Below are 16216 nucleotides of genomic sequence, written 5' to 3' on the forward strand. Positions count from 1 at the left end.
ATTTCACGCTGGAACGCGAGCCGTGCGCGCCCTTGTTCACCTGCACCAGGCCCCGGTAGGAGGTGCGGCCGCCGCCGCGGGCCACGGACTTCGAGACGATGTTGCTCGACGTGTTGGGCGCCAGGTGCAGCATCTTGGCGCCGGCGTCCTGGTGCTGGCCCTCCCCGGCGAAGGCGACCGACAGGACCTCACCCTTGGCGTGCTCACCGGTCATCCAGACGGCCGGGTACTTCATGGTCACCTTGGACCCGATGTTGCCGTCGACCCACTCCATCGTGGCGCCGGCCTCGGCGCGCGCCCGCTTGGTGACCAGGTTGTAGACGTTGTTCGACCAGTTCTGAATCGTGGTGTAACGGCAACGGCCACCGGGCTTTACGATGATCTCCACCACCGCCGAGTGCAGCGAGTCCGACGTGTAGATGGGCGCGGTGCAGCCCTCGACGTAATGCACGTAGGCGTTTTCGTCGACGATGATCAGGGTCCGCTCGAACTGGCCCATGTTCTCGGTGTTGATCCGGAAGTAGGCCTGCAGCGGGATGTCGACGTGCACGCCCGGCGGAACGTAGATGAAGGATCCGCCGCTCCACACCGCGGTGTTCAACGCGGAGAATTTGTTGTCCCCGGCCGGGATCACGGTGCCGAAGTACTGCTGGAAGAGTTCGGGGTGTTCCCGCAGGCCGGTGTCGGTGTCGAGGAAGATGACGCCCTGGGACTCCAGGTCCTCGCGGATCTGGTGATACACCACCTCGGACTCATACTGAGCGGCCACACCGGCGACCAGCCGCTGCTTCTCGGCCTCGGGAATTCCCAAGCGGTCGTACGTATTCCGGATGTCCTCGGGCAGGTCATCCCATGAAGCCGCCTGCTTCTCGGTCGACCGCACGAAGTACTTGATGTTGTCGAAGTCGATGCCGCTCAGGTCCGAGCCCCAGTTGGGCATCGGCTTGCGGTCGAAGATGCGCAGCGCCTTCAGCCGGGTCTGCAGCATCCATTCGGGCTCGTTCTTCTTCGCCGAGATGTCGCGGACCACCGCCTCGGACAGCCCGCGCTGGGCGCTCGCTCCGGCGACGTCGGAGTCCGCCCAGCCATAGCCGTAGCGGCCCAGCGACGCGATCGCCTGCTCCTGGGTCAGCGGCTCTGCTTCTCCCGCTTTGAAGGCCTTCTCGGCCTCTGGCGTGAGGGTCATAACGACGCTCCTTCGATGCTCGTGGTGTCGCGACGCGGGCTGGGCGCCTTCGAATTGGGGACGGTAAGCGGTACGTGGGTGGTGCAGGCGCAGTTCCCGTTGACGATGGTCGCCAACCGCTGCACGTGGGTCCCGAGCACCTCGGCCATCGCCTGCTGCTCGGCTTCACACAGCTCCGGGAATTCCTCGGCGACGTGCGACACCGGGCAGTGGTGCTGGCAGATCTGCACGCCGTGGATCGGGCCGCCGACCCGCGTCGTGGTGGCGACGTAACCCGCCTTGGTCAGCGCGCCGGCCACCCGCTCGGCGGCCGCCTCGACTGCGGCGTCGTCGTCACCCTCGGCCGACGGCACGCCGGCCAGGATCGAGTCGATCCGTTGCCGGGCGAACGTGCGGACGGCGTCCTCGCCGCCGATCTCCCGCAGCTGCCGCATGGCCGCCGCCGCCAGGTCGTCGTAGGCGTGCTCGAGCTTGGCGCGGCCCCCAGCGGTGAGCCGGAACCGCTTGGCGGGACGGCCGCGACCCACCTGCTGCCACGATGCGGCGGGCACCGACTCGGCGTCGCCCGCCTCGATCAGGGCGTCGAGGTGGCGTCGCACGCCGGCGGCCGCCAGCCCGAGCCGGTCACCGATCTCGCCGGCGGTGATCGATCCGGACTCCACCAGCAGCCGCACGATGGCGCGGCGGGTGTGGCCATCCGGCACTGCCGCGCCCACGGCAGCGTCGTCGAGGCCGGTTCGGATTTTCACAACACCAGTGTGACGCAATTCCGGGGATCGGTCTACCAAGGGTGCCCTGGGCGGGCGTTGCACTGGTCACACTCGGCCCCACGGGCGGCGACCCACTGCGCCCGGCTACGCCGCGCTTGCGATCCCCGCCGGGCACCACTGGCGGCGACCCACTGCGCCCGGCTACGCCGCGCTTGCGATCCCCGCCGGGCACAACTTGCCGCGACCCCGGCGGTTACGCTGCTCTGATGGCAGCCCGCCACCACGTGCTGAGCTCGTCGATCGCCAGCCTGCATGGCGACGAGCAGACGGTGGGCACGCCGCTGAACGATACCGAGCTCACCGCGCTGCAGCGCACCCGCCTCTTCGGCGCGACCGGCACCGTCCTGATGGCCATCGGCGCGCTGGGCGCCGGGGCCCGACCCGTGGTCCAGGACCCCACCTTCGGGGTGCGGTTGCTGAATCTGCCGTCGCGGATCCAGACCGTGTCCCTGACGATGACGACCACGGGCGCGGTCATGATGGCGTTGGCCTGGCTGATGCTCGGCCGGTTCGCGCTGGGCCGCAGGCGGATGTCGCGCGGTGACCTGGACCGCACCCTGCTGCTGTGGACGCTGCCGCTGCTGATCGCCCCGCCGATGTACAGCAAGGACGTCTACTCCTACCTGGCGCAGAGCCAGATCTCCCTGGAGGGGCTCGACCCCTACCGGGTGGGGCCCGCGTCCGGGCTCGGGCTGTCCCACGTCTTCACGCTCTCGGTACCCACGCTGTGGCGGGAGACCCCGGCGCCCTACGGCCCGCTGTTTCTGTGGATCGGGCGCGGCATCTCGGCCATCACCGGGGAAAACATCGTCGCCGCCGTGCTGTGCCACCGGCTGGTCGAGCTGATCGGCGTGGGCCTGATCGTGTGGGCGACCCCGCGGCTGGCCCGGCGCTGCGGCGTCGCGGAGGTCAGCGCGCTGTGGCTGGGCGCGGCCAACCCGCTGCTGATCATGCATTTGGTCGCCGGCGTCCACAATGAGGCGCTGATGCTCGGGCTGATGCTGGCCGGCGCCGAATTCGCGCTGCGGGGCCTCGACTCGCCGCGGCTGTTCCCGGCCTCCTGGCGGCCGGGTCCGGACTGGGAACCGCTGGGCATGCTGCTGGCCGGCGCGGTCCTGATCGTGCTGTCGTCGCAGGTGAAACTGCCGTCGCTGCTGGCGCTCGGGTTCGTCACGATGGCGCTGGCGTACCGCTGCGGGGGCAACCTACGTGCGCTGCTGCTCGCGGGCGGCGCGATGAGCGCGCTGTCGCTGGCGGTGATGGCGGTCGTCGGCTGGGCCAGCGGGCTGGGATTCGGCTGGATCTACACGCTGGGCACCGCGAACGTCGTGCGCAGCTGGATGTCGCCGCCGACGCTGCTCGCCCTGGGCACCGGACAGGTGGGAATCCTGTTGGGGCTGGGCGATCACACCACCGCGGTGCTGGGGCTCACCCGCGCCATCGGTGTGCTGATCATCACGGTGATGGTGGGCTGGCTGCTGGTAGCGGTCTTCCGTGGCCGGTTGCATCCGATCGGCGGCCTGGGTGTGGCGCTGGGCGTCACGGTGCTGCTGTTCCCCGTCGTGCAGCCCTGGTACCTGCTCTGGGCGATCATCCCGCTGGCCGCCTGGGCCACCCGCACCGGCTTCCGGGTCGCGGTCATCGTCATCACCCTGGTCGTCGGCATCTTCGGCCCGACGGCCAACGGCGACCGCTTCGCGCTGTTCCAGATAGTCGATGCGACCCTGGCCAGCACCGTGATCGTCGCGGTGCTCATCGCGGTGACCTACACCCGCCTGCCGTGGCGGCGACTCCCGGACGACAGCGCGGAGACGCCGGAACCGGCGCCGGCGCCCCCGACCGCTCAGACCCCTCGCCCGGCGGCGGTGCCTGACGCCTACGCTGATTCCACGTGAGCCGCGCTGACGACGATGCAGAGCGCAGCGATGAGGAGGAGCGGCGCTCGTGAGCTCGGACGTTCCTGAAACGGTCGTGCGGCTGCGCGGGGTGAGCAAGCGCTACGGATCCACCACGGCCGTCGCCGATCTCGACCTCGAGGTGCACGCCGCCGAAGTGCTGGCCCTGCTGGGACCCAACGGTGCCGGCAAGACCACGACGGTCGAAATGTGCGAGGGCTTCGTGCGCCCGGACGCCGGCACCATCGAGGTGCTCGGGCTTGACCCGATCGCCGACAACGCCCGCCTGCGCACCCGCATCGGGGTGATGCTGCAGGGCGGGGGCGGCTACCCGTCCGCGCGGGCGGGCGAAATGCTGAACCTGGTCGCCTCGTACGCCGCGGACCCGCTGGATCCGGCGTGGTTGCTGGACACCCTTGGCCTCACCGACGCCACCCGCACCACCTATCGGCGGCTGTCCGGCGGGCAGCAGCAGCGGCTCGCGCTGGCCTGCGCGCTGGTCGGCCGGCCCGAGCTGGTCTTTCTCGACGAGCCGACGGCGGGCATGGACGCCCACGCCCGGCTGCTGGTGTGGGAGCTGATCGACGCGCTGCGCCGCGACGGCGTGACGGTGCTGCTGACGACACACCAGCTCAAGGAGGCCGAGGAGCTGGCCGATCGGCTGGTCATCATCGACCACGGCGTGACCGTCGCCGCCGGCACGCCGACCGAGCTGATGCGAGCCGGCGCCAAGGACGAGCTGCGCTTCACCGCGCCGCCGCGCCTCGACCTGACGCTGCTGACCGCCGCGCTGCCCGAGGATTACCGGGCCAGCGAGGTGACGCCGGGCGAGTACCTGGTCGAGGGCCCCGTCGACCCGCAGGTGCTGGCCACCGTCACCGCGTGGTGCGCGCGGATCGACGTGCTGGCCACCGACATGCGCGTCGAGCAGCGCAGCCTCGAGGACGTGTTCCTCGACCTGACCGGCAGGAAGTTGCGGCAGTGACCCGATCGAACGTCTTCCCCGCGGGAACCTTCACCCCCGACCCCAGGCCCAACGCCGTGCCGCGGATGCTGGCCGCACAGTTCGGCCTCGAGCTCAAGTTGCTGCTGCGCAACGGCGAGCAGCTGCTGCTGACCATGTTCATCCCGATCACGCTGCTGGTGGGGTTGACGCTGTTGCCGTTTGGTTCCTTCGGCCACAACCGCGCCGCCACGTTCGTGCCCGCCATCATGGCCCTCGCGGTGATTTCGACCGCGTTCACCGGACAGGCCATCGCGGTCGCCTTCGACCGCCGCTACGGCGCGCTCAAGCGATTGGGCGCGACCCCGCTGCCGGTCTGGGGCATCATCGCCGGCAAGTCACTGGCCGTGGTCACCGTGGTGTTCCTGCAGGCAATCCTGTTGGGCGCCATCGGGTTTGCGCTGGGCTGGCGGCCCGCTCCCTTGTCTTTGCTGTTGGGCGCGGCGGTCATCGCGCTGGGTACCGCGGGCTTCGCCGCGCTCGGGCTGTTGCTCGGCGGGACGTTGCGGGCCGAGATCGTGCTGGCGGTGGCCAACCTGTTGTGGTTCGTCTTCGCCGGGCTGGGCGCGCTGACCGTGGAGAGCGACATGATCCCGTCGGGGGTCAAGTGGGCGGCCCGGCTCACCCCGTCGGGCGCGCTCACCGAGGCCCTGTCGCGGGCGATGGTGCTGTCGGTGGACTGGTTCGGCATCGCCGTGTTGGCGGTGTGGGGGACGCTGGCGGCGCTGGCCGCGCGGCGCTGGTTCCGTTTCACCTGACGCGGGCGGACGGGCTCGGGTTCGGGACCGCGACACTTAAACCACGCACACGACACGCCGATGCGGATGTGCGTGGTTTAAGTCTCGCGAACGCCAGGGCTTACTACAGGGTGTAGTTTTCGTTGGCCTACCATCGGGCCATGCCCGTGGGACGAACGTTGAGGCGGATGGTGGACCTGCTCCCCAACCCCAGCGTGCGCGTCCAGCGCCTCATCGCCGCGGCCGTCATCCTCACCCAGGGCGGAATCGCCGTCACGGGCGCGATCGTCCGCGTCACCGCGTCGGGCCTGGGCTGCCCCACCTGGCCGCAGTGCTTCCCGGGCAGCTTCACCCCCGTCGCCCACGCCGAAGTGCCGCGCATCCACCAGGCGGTCGAATTCGGCAACCGCATGATCACGTTTGCCGTAGTCGTGACGGCGGCACTGGCCGTGCTGGCCGTGATCCGGGCCCGGCGACGCACCGAGGTGCTGGTCTATGCGTGGCTGATGCCGGTCTCGACGGTGGTGCAGGCGGTCATCGGCGGCATCACCGTGCGCACCGGACTGCTGTGGTGGACGGTCGCCATCCACCTGCTCACCTCGATGACGATGGTGTGGCTGTCGGTGCTGCTCTACGTCAAGATCGGTGAGCCCGACGACGGCGCGGCGCGCCGGAGCGTCCCCCGGCCGCTGCGGGCCCTGACGGCGCTGATCGGGCTGGACCTGTCCGTGGTGCTGGTCACCGGCACGCTGGTGACGGCCGCCGGCCCGCACGCCGGCGACCGCAGCCCCACCCGGACCGTGCCCCGGCTCAAGGTCGCGGTCGACACCCTGGTCCACGCGCACTCCTCGCTGCTGGTCGCCTACCTCGCCCTGCTGGTCGGGCTGGGATTCGGGCTGCTGGCGGTGCGCGCCGCCCAGCCCATCCTGCGACGGCTGATCGTGCTGCTCGCGCTGGTCTGCGCGCAGGCCGCGGTCGGCACCGCCCAGTACTTCACCGGGGTGCCCGCCGCGCTGGTCGCCCTGCACGTGGCCGGCGCCGCGGCGTGCACCGCCGCCACCGCCGCGCTATGGGCGTCGATGCGAGAACGGGCCGAGCCCGAACCGCTCGCAGGCTGACTCCACGGCCAACGCGAAGTCGCGCTGGCCGCGCTCGCGGTCGCCGGCGGCGAGGTGCCGCCACCCCAGCGACGGCGCGACGAGGTCGAGCCGCACCAGCCGACCCCCCGCCACGTCGGCGCGCGCGTACAGCAGGTCGCGTGCGGCGATTCCGGCCCGGTCGGCGGCGGCCGCCAGCGCGGCGTACCCGAGGTCCCACGCCTCGAACTCCGGCTCGATCGGCCAGGCGTGTGATCGCTCACCACCGAGGAAGATCAGCGCCGCCTCCATCGTCCCGCCCGCGAGGGTCGGCACCCCGGCGTCCTCCAGATCCCGCAGATATCGCTCACCGAGGTTCCAAGCGATCGCGTCGGGCGGGTTGAGCAGGTGGCGCACCCGCCGCGCCCAGCCGAGCAACTCGTCGCCGCGGTCCGCGGTGGCGCGCAGAATCACCAGGTCGGCGTCGAGGGTCTGCGGATCGTCCCAGGACAGCCAGCGCGCGTGCAGCCCCCGCGCCCGCAGCGCGGGAACCAACCCGGCGTCGTCCGGGTTCCGCGGGCGATGGCCCGCATCGTCTTCGTGCCCCGCCAGCACGATGCGGGGATGGAAGATGTCCGGACGGGCGAGTTTCATGCCCGGGCATGATAAGCACATGCACGCAATCGAAGTCAGCGAAACCGGCGGCCCCGAGGTGCTGCGCTACGTCGACGCGCCCCAGCCCACGCCAGGGGCGGGCGAGGTGCTGATCAAGGCCGAGGCAATCGGCGTCAACTACATCGACACCTACTTTCGCTCCGGGCAGTATCCGCGCGAGCTGCCGTTCATCCTCGGCTCCGAACTGTGCGGCACCGTCGAGGCGACCGGTGACGGTGTCGACGGCTTCCGCGTCGGCGACCGCGTGGTCAGCGCGTCGGCGTCCGGCGCGTACGCCGAGTACGCCACGGCCCCAGCGTTTTTGACGGCACACGTGCCGGACGGCGTGAGTTCCGACGTGGCCGCGTCGGTGCTGTTGAAGGGCCTGACCGCGCACTACCTGTTGAAGTCGGTGTATCCGGTCCAGGCGGGCGATACCGTGCTGGTGCACGCCGGAGCGGGCGGGGTCGGGCTGATCCTGACGCAGTGGGCGCATCTGCTCGGCGCGCGGGTGATCACCACGGTCTCGACGCCGGGGAAGGCCCGGCTGTCCCGGCAGGCCGGCGCCGACGAGGTGCTGTCCTACCCCGACGACGCGGAAGAGTTCGGCCGGCAGATTCGTGGGCTCACCAACGGCGCCGGTGTCGAGGCCGTGTACGACGGAGTCGGTGCCACCACCTTCGACGCCAGCCTGGCCAGCCTGGCGGTGCGGGGCACGCTGGCGCTGTTCGGCGCGGCCAGCGGACCCGTTCCGCCGTTCGATCCGCAGCGCCTCAACGCCGCCGGTTCGGTGTTCCTCACCCGCCCGTCGCTGGCCCACTTCATCCGCACCGGCCAGGAATTCAGCTGGCGGGCAGAGGAATTGTTCGACGCGATCGCCGGCGGGGCGATCACCATCGAAGTCGGCGGCCGGTATCCGCTGGCCGAAGCGGCGCGCGCCCACCAGGATCTGCAGGGCCGCAAAACGGCCGGCTCGATCGTGCTGCTGCCCTGAGCGTCGTCGGCCGCAGTCGGAGGCATGCGACGATGTGCCCGCCTCCGAGCGACAACGCGCACCGGCGCGCCCGTTGTCGCTGCGAGGCGGGCACGCGAAGGCCCCTCTCCGCACAGCGACGGGTGGGGCCGATGTGAACGGTTGGCGTCAGAACAGGTGCGGCAGGGCGATCACCGAGTCGACCGCCAACGCGCAGAACACCACCGCCAGATAGTTGTTCGACTGCAGGAACAACCGCAGCGGCTTGACCGGCTCGCCGGCGCGCACCCCGGAGTAGAGGTGGTGGGCCATCGCCAGGAACCACACCCCGGCCACCACGGCGACCGCCGCGTAGAGCCAGCCGGTGGCCAGCGCCAGCGCCAGCGTCGCGGCCACCGTCAGCCAGGTGTAGATCAGGATCTGCTTGGTGACCTGACGCTCGGTCGCGACGGCGGGCAGCATCGGCACGCCGGCCGCCTTGTAGTCGTCCTTGTAGCGCATGGCCAGCGCCCAGGTGTGCGGCGGCGTCCAGAAGAAGATGATCGCGAACATCACCAGCGCCGGCCAGCCGATCGTGCCGGTGACGGCCGACCACCCGATCATCACCGGCATGCAGCCGGCCGCCCCGCCCCACACGACGTTCTGCGAGGTGCGGCGCTTGAGCAGCAGCGTGTAGACGAAGACGTAGAACGCGATGGTGGCGACGGCGAGCAGACCCGACAGCAGGTTCGTCGTCCACCACAACCAAAAGAACGAGCCGACGCTGAGCACCAGTCCCAGCACCAACGCGTTGCGCGTCGGCACCGCGGCGCGGGCCAGCGGCCGGCGCGCCGTGCGCTTCATCACCTTGTCGATGTCCGCGTCGGCCACGCAGTTGAGCGTGTTGGCGCCCCCGGCGGCCAACATCCCACCGATCAACGTGTTGAGGATCAGCAGCGGGTTCACGGCGCCGCGGTGAGCGAGCAGCATCGCGGGGATCGCGGTCACCAGCAACAGCTCGATGACCCGCGGCTTGGTCAGCGCCAAATACGCCAGCACCGTGCTTTGTACTCGGCTCGGTACTTGGCTCGGGGCGACGCGCCCGCGAACGCTCACGCAATAACTCCTTGGGGTCGCAGCAGCGCGCAGCATCTACTACGCACGATGGTAGACCGCGGACCGGTGGCTGCCTGCCCGCAGGGTCCATTCACCCAGACTTCTCCCAGATTTCCGAACTGAATGTTACGGGTCGACGGCCACCGCGTAATTTTCACATCAGCCGGCGGCGGGTACCCGAAATCCAGCACTGCAAGAGCCGGCCCTCCCGCACTAGGGTGGAATTGATCAGCTCGATGACCCCAAGGACTGAGTCTGTGACCACACTCGAAGAGATCTCTACGCTGACCCAACCACACCTTCCTGACGATTGGTCCGAGATCGACTCGGCCGCGGTCGACACGGTTCGGGTGCTGGCCGCCGACGCGGTGCAAAAAGTGGGCAACGGACATCCCGGCACCGCGATGAGCCTGGCTCCCCTGGCGTACACGCTCTTCCAGCGAACGATGCGACATGATCCCAGCGACACCCACTGGCTGGGTCGCGACCGATTCGTCCTGTCGGCCGGGCACAGCAGCCTGACGCTGTACATCCAGCTGTATCTCGGCGGGTTCGGCCTTGAGCTCTCCGACATCGAGTCGTTGCGCACCTGGGGGTCCAAGACGCCCGGGCACCCGGAGTTCCGGCACACCAAGGGCGTTGAGATCACCACCGGTCCGCTCGGCCAGGGCTTGGCATCCTCGGTCGGGATGGCGATGGCGTCGCGGTACGAGCGGGGCCTGTTCGACCCGGACGCCGAGCCGGGAACCAGCCCGTTCGACCACTTCATCTACGTGATCGCCTCCGATGGCGACATCGAGGAGGGCGTCACCTCCGAAGCATCGTCGTTGGCCGCGGTCCAGCAGCTGGGCAACCTGATCGTCTTCTACGACCACAACCAGATCTCGATCGAGGACGACACCAACATCGCGCTGTGCGAGGACACCGCCGCGCGCTACGAGGCCTACGGCTGGCACGTGCAAAGGGTCGAAGGTGGCGAGAACGTGGTGGGCATCGAGGAGGCCATCGCCAACGCGAAGGCCGTCACCGACCGGCCGTCGTTCATCGAGCTGCGCACCATCATCGGCTACCCGGCGCCCAAGCTGATGAACACCGGGAAGGCGCACGGCGCGGCGCTGGGTGACGAGGAAGTCGCGGCCGTCAAGGAGATCCTTGGCTTCGACCCGGGCAAGAACTTCGAGGTGCGCGACGAGGTCATCGCCCACACGCGCAAGCTGGTGGACCGCGGCAAGGAAGCGCACGAGAAGTGGCAGGCGGAGTTCGACGCGTGGGCGCAACGCGAACCCGAACGCAAGGCGCTGCTGGACCGGTTGACCGCCGAGGAGCTGCCCGACGGCTGGGACGCCGACGTCCCCACCTGGACAACGGAAGACAAGCCGTTGGCAACCCGCGCGGCGTCGGGCAAGGTGCTGAACGCGGTGGGGCCGAAACTGCCGGAGTTGTGGGGCGGCTCGGCCGACCTGGCCGGCAGCAACAACACCACCATGGACAACGTCAAATCGTTTGGGCCCCCGTCTATTTCGACGAAGGACTACACCGCCGACTGGTACGGTCGCACCCTGCACTTCGGCGTCCGCGAGCACGCGATGGGCTCGATCCTGTCGGGCATCGTGCTGCACGGCCCGACCCGCGCCTACGGCGGAACGTTCCTGCAGTTCTCCGACTACATGCGCCCGGCCGTGCGTTTGGCGTCACTGATGGACATCGACACCATCTACGTGTGGACCCACGACTCGATCGGTCTGGGCGAGGATGGCCCGACGCACCAGCCCATCGAGCACCTGGCGGCGCTGCGCGCCATCCCCAACCTGTCGGTGGTGCGACCGGCCGACGCCAACGAGACCGCGTATGCCTGGCGCACGATCCTGGCCCGCGGCAACGGCAGCGGCCCGGTCGGCCTGATTCTCACCCGCCAGGGCGTTCCGATACTGGATGGCACCAACTACGAGGGCGTGACCAAGGGTGGCTACATCCTGGGTGACGGAGGGGTCGACGAGCCCGACGTGGTGTTGATAGCCACGGGCTCCGAGGTTCAGCTCGCGGTCGAGGCCCAGAAGCTGTTGGCCGACAAGGACATCGTCGCGCGGGTGGTGTCGATGCCGTGCGTCGAATGGTTCGAGTCGCAGCCGGAGGACTACCGCGACAGCGTGCTGCCCCCCTCCGTGTCCGCCCGGGTGGCCGTCGAGGCGGGCATTGCGCAGTCCTGGCACAAGCTCGTCGGCGACACCGGCAAGATCGTGTCGATCGAGCACTATGGCGAATCCGCCGATTACAAGACTTTGTTCCGTGAATTCGGTTTCACCGCAGAAGCCGTCGCGGCCGCCGCGGAACAGGTAGTGGATAACTGAGAAAGGGTGATTCACATGACTCAGAACCCTAACCTCGCGGCGCTGTCCGCCGCGGGCGTATCCGTGTGGCTGGACGACTTGTCGCGCCAGCGGTTGCAGTCGGGCAACCTGCAGGAGCTGATCGACACCAAAAGCGTTGTGGGAGTGACGACCAACCCGTCGATCTTCCAAAAGGCGCTGGCCGATAGCGACACCTACAACGACCAGATCTCCGAATTGGCCGCGCGCGGCGCCGACGTGGACGCCACTATCCGCACGGTGACCACCGACGATGTCCGCAACGCATGCGATGTGCTGCGGCCGCAGTGGGAAGCCTCCGACGGCGTCGACGGCCGGGTCTCCATCGAGGTGGACCCCCGCCTGGCCGCCGAGACCGACAAAACCACCGCGCAAGCCGTCGAGCTATGGAAGATCGTCGACCGGCCAAACCTGCTCATCAAGATCCCGGCCACCAAGGCAGGAATTCCGGCCATCACGGCCGTTCTGGCGGAAGGGATTTCGGTCAACGTCACGCTGATTTTCAGCGTCGAGCGGCACCGCCAGGTGATGGACGCCTACCTGGCCGGCCTGGAGAAGGCCCGCGAGGCGGGACACGACATTTCGAAGATTCATTCCGTGGCCTCGTTCTTCGTGTCCCGGGTAGACACCGAGGTGGACAAGCGGCTGGAGAAGATCGGCTCCGAGGAGGCGCTGGCGCTGCGCGGCCAGGCCGCGGTCGCCAATGCACGGCTGGCCTATGCCGCCTACCAGGAGGTGTTCGAGGGGGGCGATCGCTACGAGGCACTCAAGGGCAGCGGGGCCCGCGTGCAGCGTCCGCTGTGGGCGTCGACAGGGGTGAAGAACCCCGACTACTCCGACACCCTCTACGTCACCGAGCTGGTCGCACCGAACACGGTGAACACCATGCCGGAGAAGACAATTGACGCAGTAGCCGACCACGGCGAGATCAAGGGTGACACCGTCACCGGTACCGCGTCGGCCGCCCAGGAAGTGTTCGACAAGCTGGCCGGCGTCGGAATCGATCTGACCGACGTGTTCGTCGTGCTGGAGAACGAGGGCGTGGAGAAGTTCGTGGAGTCGTGGACCGAGCTGCTGGAGGAGACACAGAAGCAGCTGGATTCCGCCTCGAAATGAGTCCGGCTCGCACCGCTGAACAATGGCATAACCCGTTACGGGACAAGCGCGACAAGCGGCTGCCGAGGATCGCCGGCCCGTGCGGCATGGTGATCTTCGGCGTCACCGGTGACCTCGCCCGCAAGAAGGTGATGCCGGCCATCTACGACCTGGCTAACCGCGGGCTGCTGCCGCCGAGCTTCTCGCTGGTGGGGTTCGCGCGGCGGGACTGGGAAACCCAGGACTTCCGCAAGGTGGTCTACCAGGCCGTCAAGGACCACTGTCGCACACCGTTCCGGGAGGAGAACTGGGAGCGGCTGGCCGAGGGATTCCGGTTCGTACCAGGGTCATTCGACGATGACGAGTCGTTCAGCCGGCTGGCCGAAACCCTGGACAAGCTGGACGCCGAGCGGGGCACCGGCGGCAACCACGCGTTCTACCTGGCGATCCCGCCGAAGTCCTTCCCGGTGGTGTGCGATCAGCTGCACAAGTCCGGGCTGGCGCGCCCGCAGGGCGACCGCTGGAGCCGGGTGGTCATCGAGAAACCCTTCGGGCACGACCTGGAGAGCGCGCGAGCCCTCAACCGCGCGGTCAATGCCGTCTTCCCCGAGGAGGCGGTGTTCCGCATCGACCACTACCTGGGCAAGGAGACCGTTCGCAACATCCTGGCGCTGCGGTTCGCCAACCAGTTGTTCGACCCGATCTGGAACGCGCACTATGTCGACCACGTGCAGATCACGATGGCCGAGGACATCGGATTGGGCGGGCGCGCCGGCTATTACGACGGCATCGGGGCCGCCCGCGACGTCATCCAGAACCACCTGATGCAGCTGCTGGCGCTCACCGCGATGGAAGAGCCGGTGAGCTTCAACCCGTCGGCGCTGCAGACCGAAAAGATCAAGGTCCTCTCGGCGACCCAACCTGCCCAGCCGCTGGACGAGACCACCAGTCGCGGCCAGTACACCGCCGGCTGGCAGGGCGGCGAGAAGGTTGTCGGGCTGCTCGACGAGGAGGGCTTCGCCAAGGACTCCACCACCGAGACGTTCGCCGCCATCACCTTGGAGGTGGATACCCGACGCTGGGCCGGCGTGCCGTTCTATCTGCGGACCGGAAAACGCTTGGGCCGCAGGGTCACCGAGATCGCCCTCGTCTTCAAACGCGCCCCGCACTTGCCGTTCGATGCCACCATGACCGACGAGCTGGGCGCCAACGCGATGGTGATCCGGGTGCAGCCCGACGAGGGCATCACGCTGCGGTTCGGTTCCAAGGTGCCGGGGACCGCGATGGAGGTCCGCGACGTCAACATGGACTTCTCCTACGGCTCGGCGTTCGCCGAGGAGTCACCGGAGGCCTACGAGCAGCTGATCCTCGACGTGCTGCTGGGCGAGCCGTCGCTGTTCCCGGTCAGCAAAGAGGTCGAATTGGCTTGGCAGATATTGGATCCCGTGCTGGATTACTGGGCGAGTGCCGGCAAGCCCGAGCCGTATGAGGCGGGGACCTGGGGCCCGGAGTCCGCGTTCGAAATGCTGCGACGGACCGGGCGCGAATGGCGGCGGCCCTGATGATCCGCGTCGGTGACGATGCAGAACGCAGTGATGCTGTGGGGGTACCGCCCGCTTGCGGGGGAGAGCGGCGCCGATGACCCCCGCCGGCGACAATGCAGAACGGCTTGATGAGAAGGACTGGGGCGCATGATCATCGACATGCCTGACACCACCACCACGGCAATCAACAAGAAGCTCGAGGAACTGCGGGAGAAGGTCGGTGCCGTGACGATGGGCCGGGTGCTCACGCTGATCATCGCGCCGGACAGCGACGCCGTCCTCGAAGAGTCGATCGAGGCGGCCAACAACGCCAGCCACGAGCATCCCAGCCGGGTCATCGTGACGATGCGGGGCGACCCTTACGCCGACGAGCCGCGCCTGGACGCGCAGTTGCGAGCGGGCGGTGACACCGGCGCCACCGAGGTGGTGATCCTCAATCTGTCCGGGGCGCTGGCCGGGCACGCCGCCAGTGTCGTGACCCCGTTCTTGCTCCCCGACATCCCGGTGGTGGCGTGGTGGCCCGACATCGCCCCGGCGGTGCCCGCCCAGGACCCCTTGGGCAAGTTGGCGATTCGCCGCATCACCGACGCCACTAACGGAACCGACCCGCTGGCGGCGATCAAGGGCCGGCGGCCCGGCTACACCGCCGGCGACACCGACCTGGCCTGGGCCCGCATCACATACTGGCGCGCGCTGCTCGCCTCCGCGGTCGACCTGCCGCCCCACGAACCGATCGAGTCGGCACTGGTGTCCGGATTGAAAACCGAACCCGCGCTCGACATCCTCGCCGGCTGGCTGGCCAGCCGCATCGACGGCCCGGTGCGCCGGGCGGTCGGCGAGCTCAAGGTGGAACTCACACGTAGGAGCGAAACCATCGTCTTGAGCCGTCCCCAGGAGGGCAGGACGGCAACCCTGAGCCGCACCGCCAAGCCGGATGCCCTGCTTCCCTTGGCGCGCAGGGAAACCGGCGAATGCCTCGCCGAGGACCTGCGACGGCTTGATCCCGACGAGATTTACCAGACAGCATTAGAGGGCATCGAGAAAGTGCAGTACGTGTGAGCACCATCATCGAAGTTTTCCCGGACAGCACGGCGCTGGTCGAGGCCGCCGCCGCCCGACTGGCCGATACTATCCGCAACGCCGTGGCGGCCCGGGACCGCGCACTCGTCGTGCTGACCGGCGGCGGCAACGGCATCGGGCTGCTCAAGTCCCTGGCCGGGCACGAGATCCCTTGGCACAAAGTGCACCTGTTCTGGGGTGACGAACGGTACGTCCCCGAGGACGACGACGAGCGCAACGACAAGCAGGCACGGGCGGCGTTGCTGGACCATATCGACATCCCGTCCAGCCACGTGCACGCGATGCCGGCCAGCGACGGCGAATTCGGCACGGATCTCGGCGCCGCGGCGCTGGCCTACGAACAGCTGCTGGCGGCCAACGCCGAACCCGGCCAACCGGCGCCGAACTTCGACGTGCACCTGCTGGGCATGGGGCCCGAAGGTCACATCAACTCCCTGTTCCCCGACACCCCGGCCGTGCTGGAAACCAGCCGCATGGTGGTCGGAGTCGAGGACTCCCCCAAGCCGCCTCCCCAGCGAATCACCTTGACGCTGCCCGCGGTTCAGCGTTCGCGTGAGGTCTGGCTGATGGTGTCGGGGGGTTCGAAGGCCGATGCCGTGGCGGCGGCCATCGGCGGCGCGCCGCCGGTCTCGGTGCCGGCCGCCGGCGCGGTCGGCCAGGAAACCACCCTGTGGCTGCTCGACGAGGAGGCCGCCGCCAAACTCCCCTCGGATCAACCAAGCTAGTCCCTCGCCCGGTGTGA

14 protein-coding genes are annotated in these 16216 nt (G+C 68.9%); 10 read left to right on the plus strand and 4 right to left on the minus strand.

All coding sequences use genetic code 11. The features are described from left to right. Positions 1 to 1186: Fe-S cluster assembly protein SufB (gene sufB / locus A5681_RS14480; RefSeq protein WP_067275725.1), on the minus strand; the 1186-nt coding region annotated here is incomplete at its 3' end. Next, a complete protein-coding gene (locus A5681_RS14485; RefSeq protein WP_156737981.1) occupies positions 1183 to 1998 on the minus strand; it encodes a helix-turn-helix transcriptional regulator in 816 nt (271 codons plus the stop codon). The genes sufB and A5681_RS14485, both read right to left, overlap by 4 nt. A 164-nt stretch (positions 1999 to 2162) precedes the next feature. Between A5681_RS14485 and mptB the strand changes: the two genes are divergently transcribed. From mptB to A5681_RS14505, 4 genes are all read left to right on the plus strand, one after another. After that, positions 2163 to 3851: a polyprenol phosphomannose-dependent alpha 1,6 mannosyltransferase MptB gene (gene mptB / locus A5681_RS14490; protein WP_067275729.1), complete on the plus strand. Its 1689-nt coding sequence runs from the start codon at positions 2163 to 2165 to the stop codon at positions 3849 to 3851. A gap of 49 nt (positions 3852 to 3900) precedes the next feature. Then, positions 3901 to 4836 carry an ABC transporter ATP-binding protein gene (locus A5681_RS14495; protein ID WP_156737982.1) on the plus strand — a complete coding sequence of 312 codons (936 nt, stop codon included), beginning with the start codon at positions 3901 to 3903 and terminating at the stop codon, positions 4834 to 4836. Continuing rightward, complete coding sequence (locus A5681_RS14500) at positions 4833 to 5612, plus strand: ABC transporter permease (RefSeq protein ID WP_067275732.1); 780 nt, start codon at positions 4833 to 4835, stop codon at positions 5610 to 5612. The genes A5681_RS14495 and A5681_RS14500 overlap by 4 nt, the downstream gene beginning before the upstream one ends. Before the next feature lie 167 nt (positions 5613 to 5779). Further along, positions 5780 to 6709: a COX15/CtaA family protein gene (locus A5681_RS14505; RefSeq protein WP_156737985.1), complete on the plus strand. Its 930-nt coding sequence runs from the start codon at positions 5780 to 5782 to the stop codon at positions 6707 to 6709. On the opposite strand, the gene A5681_RS14510 is transcribed toward A5681_RS14505, so the two are convergent. Next, positions 6659 to 7321, minus strand: a complete 663-nt coding sequence (locus A5681_RS14510; protein WP_067275737.1) for a hypothetical protein — start codon at positions 7319 to 7321, stop codon at positions 6659 to 6661. The two genes, A5681_RS14505 and A5681_RS14510, sit on opposite strands and share 51 nt — an antisense overlap. Positions 7322 to 7340: 19 nt before the next feature. Here A5681_RS14510 and A5681_RS14515 point away from each other — a divergent pair, with 19 nt between their 5' ends. After that, a complete protein-coding gene (locus A5681_RS14515) occupies positions 7341 to 8315 on the plus strand; it encodes a quinone oxidoreductase family protein (RefSeq protein ID WP_067275740.1) in 975 nt (324 codons plus the stop codon). 147 nt (positions 8316 to 8462) lie between these two features. Here the strand turns inward: A5681_RS14515 and A5681_RS14520 are convergent, their stop codons facing one another. Then, a complete protein-coding gene (locus A5681_RS14520; protein WP_067275742.1) occupies positions 8463 to 9389 on the minus strand; it encodes a heme o synthase in 927 nt (308 codons plus the stop codon). A gap of 257 nt (positions 9390 to 9646) precedes the next feature. Here A5681_RS14520 and tkt point away from each other — a divergent pair, with 257 nt between their 5' ends. The 5 genes from tkt to pgl all read left to right on the plus strand — a co-directional run bounded on the left by tkt (position 9647) and on the right by pgl (position 16199). Beyond that, positions 9647 to 11737 carry a transketolase gene (gene tkt, locus A5681_RS14525; RefSeq protein ID WP_067275746.1) on the plus strand — a complete coding sequence of 697 codons (2091 nt, stop codon included), beginning with the start codon at positions 9647 to 9649 and terminating at the stop codon, positions 11735 to 11737. 15 nt (positions 11738 to 11752) lie between these two features. Beyond that, entirely contained in the window at positions 11753 to 12871 is a 1119-nt protein-coding gene (tal, locus tag A5681_RS14530) for a transaldolase (protein ID WP_067275751.1), read from the plus strand. Beyond that, on the plus strand, positions 12868 to 14412 hold the full coding sequence (gene zwf / locus A5681_RS14535) for a glucose-6-phosphate dehydrogenase (protein WP_067275754.1): 1545 nt from the start codon (positions 12868 to 12870) through the stop codon (positions 14410 to 14412). The genes tal and zwf overlap by 4 nt, the downstream gene beginning before the upstream one ends. Before the next feature lie 129 nt (positions 14413 to 14541). Further along, complete coding sequence (gene opcA / locus A5681_RS14540) at positions 14542 to 15453, plus strand: glucose-6-phosphate dehydrogenase assembly protein OpcA (RefSeq protein ID WP_067275757.1); 912 nt, start codon at positions 14542 to 14544, stop codon at positions 15451 to 15453. Then, the gene (pgl, locus tag A5681_RS14545) at positions 15450 to 16199 is read left to right on the plus strand and encodes a 6-phosphogluconolactonase (RefSeq protein WP_067275760.1); all 750 of its coding nucleotides are present in this window, start codon (positions 15450 to 15452) and stop codon (positions 16197 to 16199) included. The genes opcA and pgl overlap by 4 nt, the downstream gene beginning before the upstream one ends. The last annotated feature ends 17 nt before the right edge of the window (positions 16200 to 16216 follow it).

Origin of the sequence: Mycobacterium scrofulaceum (assembly GCF_001667885.1) — a bacterium.
Taxonomy (GTDB): domain Bacteria; phylum Actinomycetota; class Actinomycetes; order Mycobacteriales; family Mycobacteriaceae; genus Mycobacterium; species Mycobacterium scrofulaceum_C.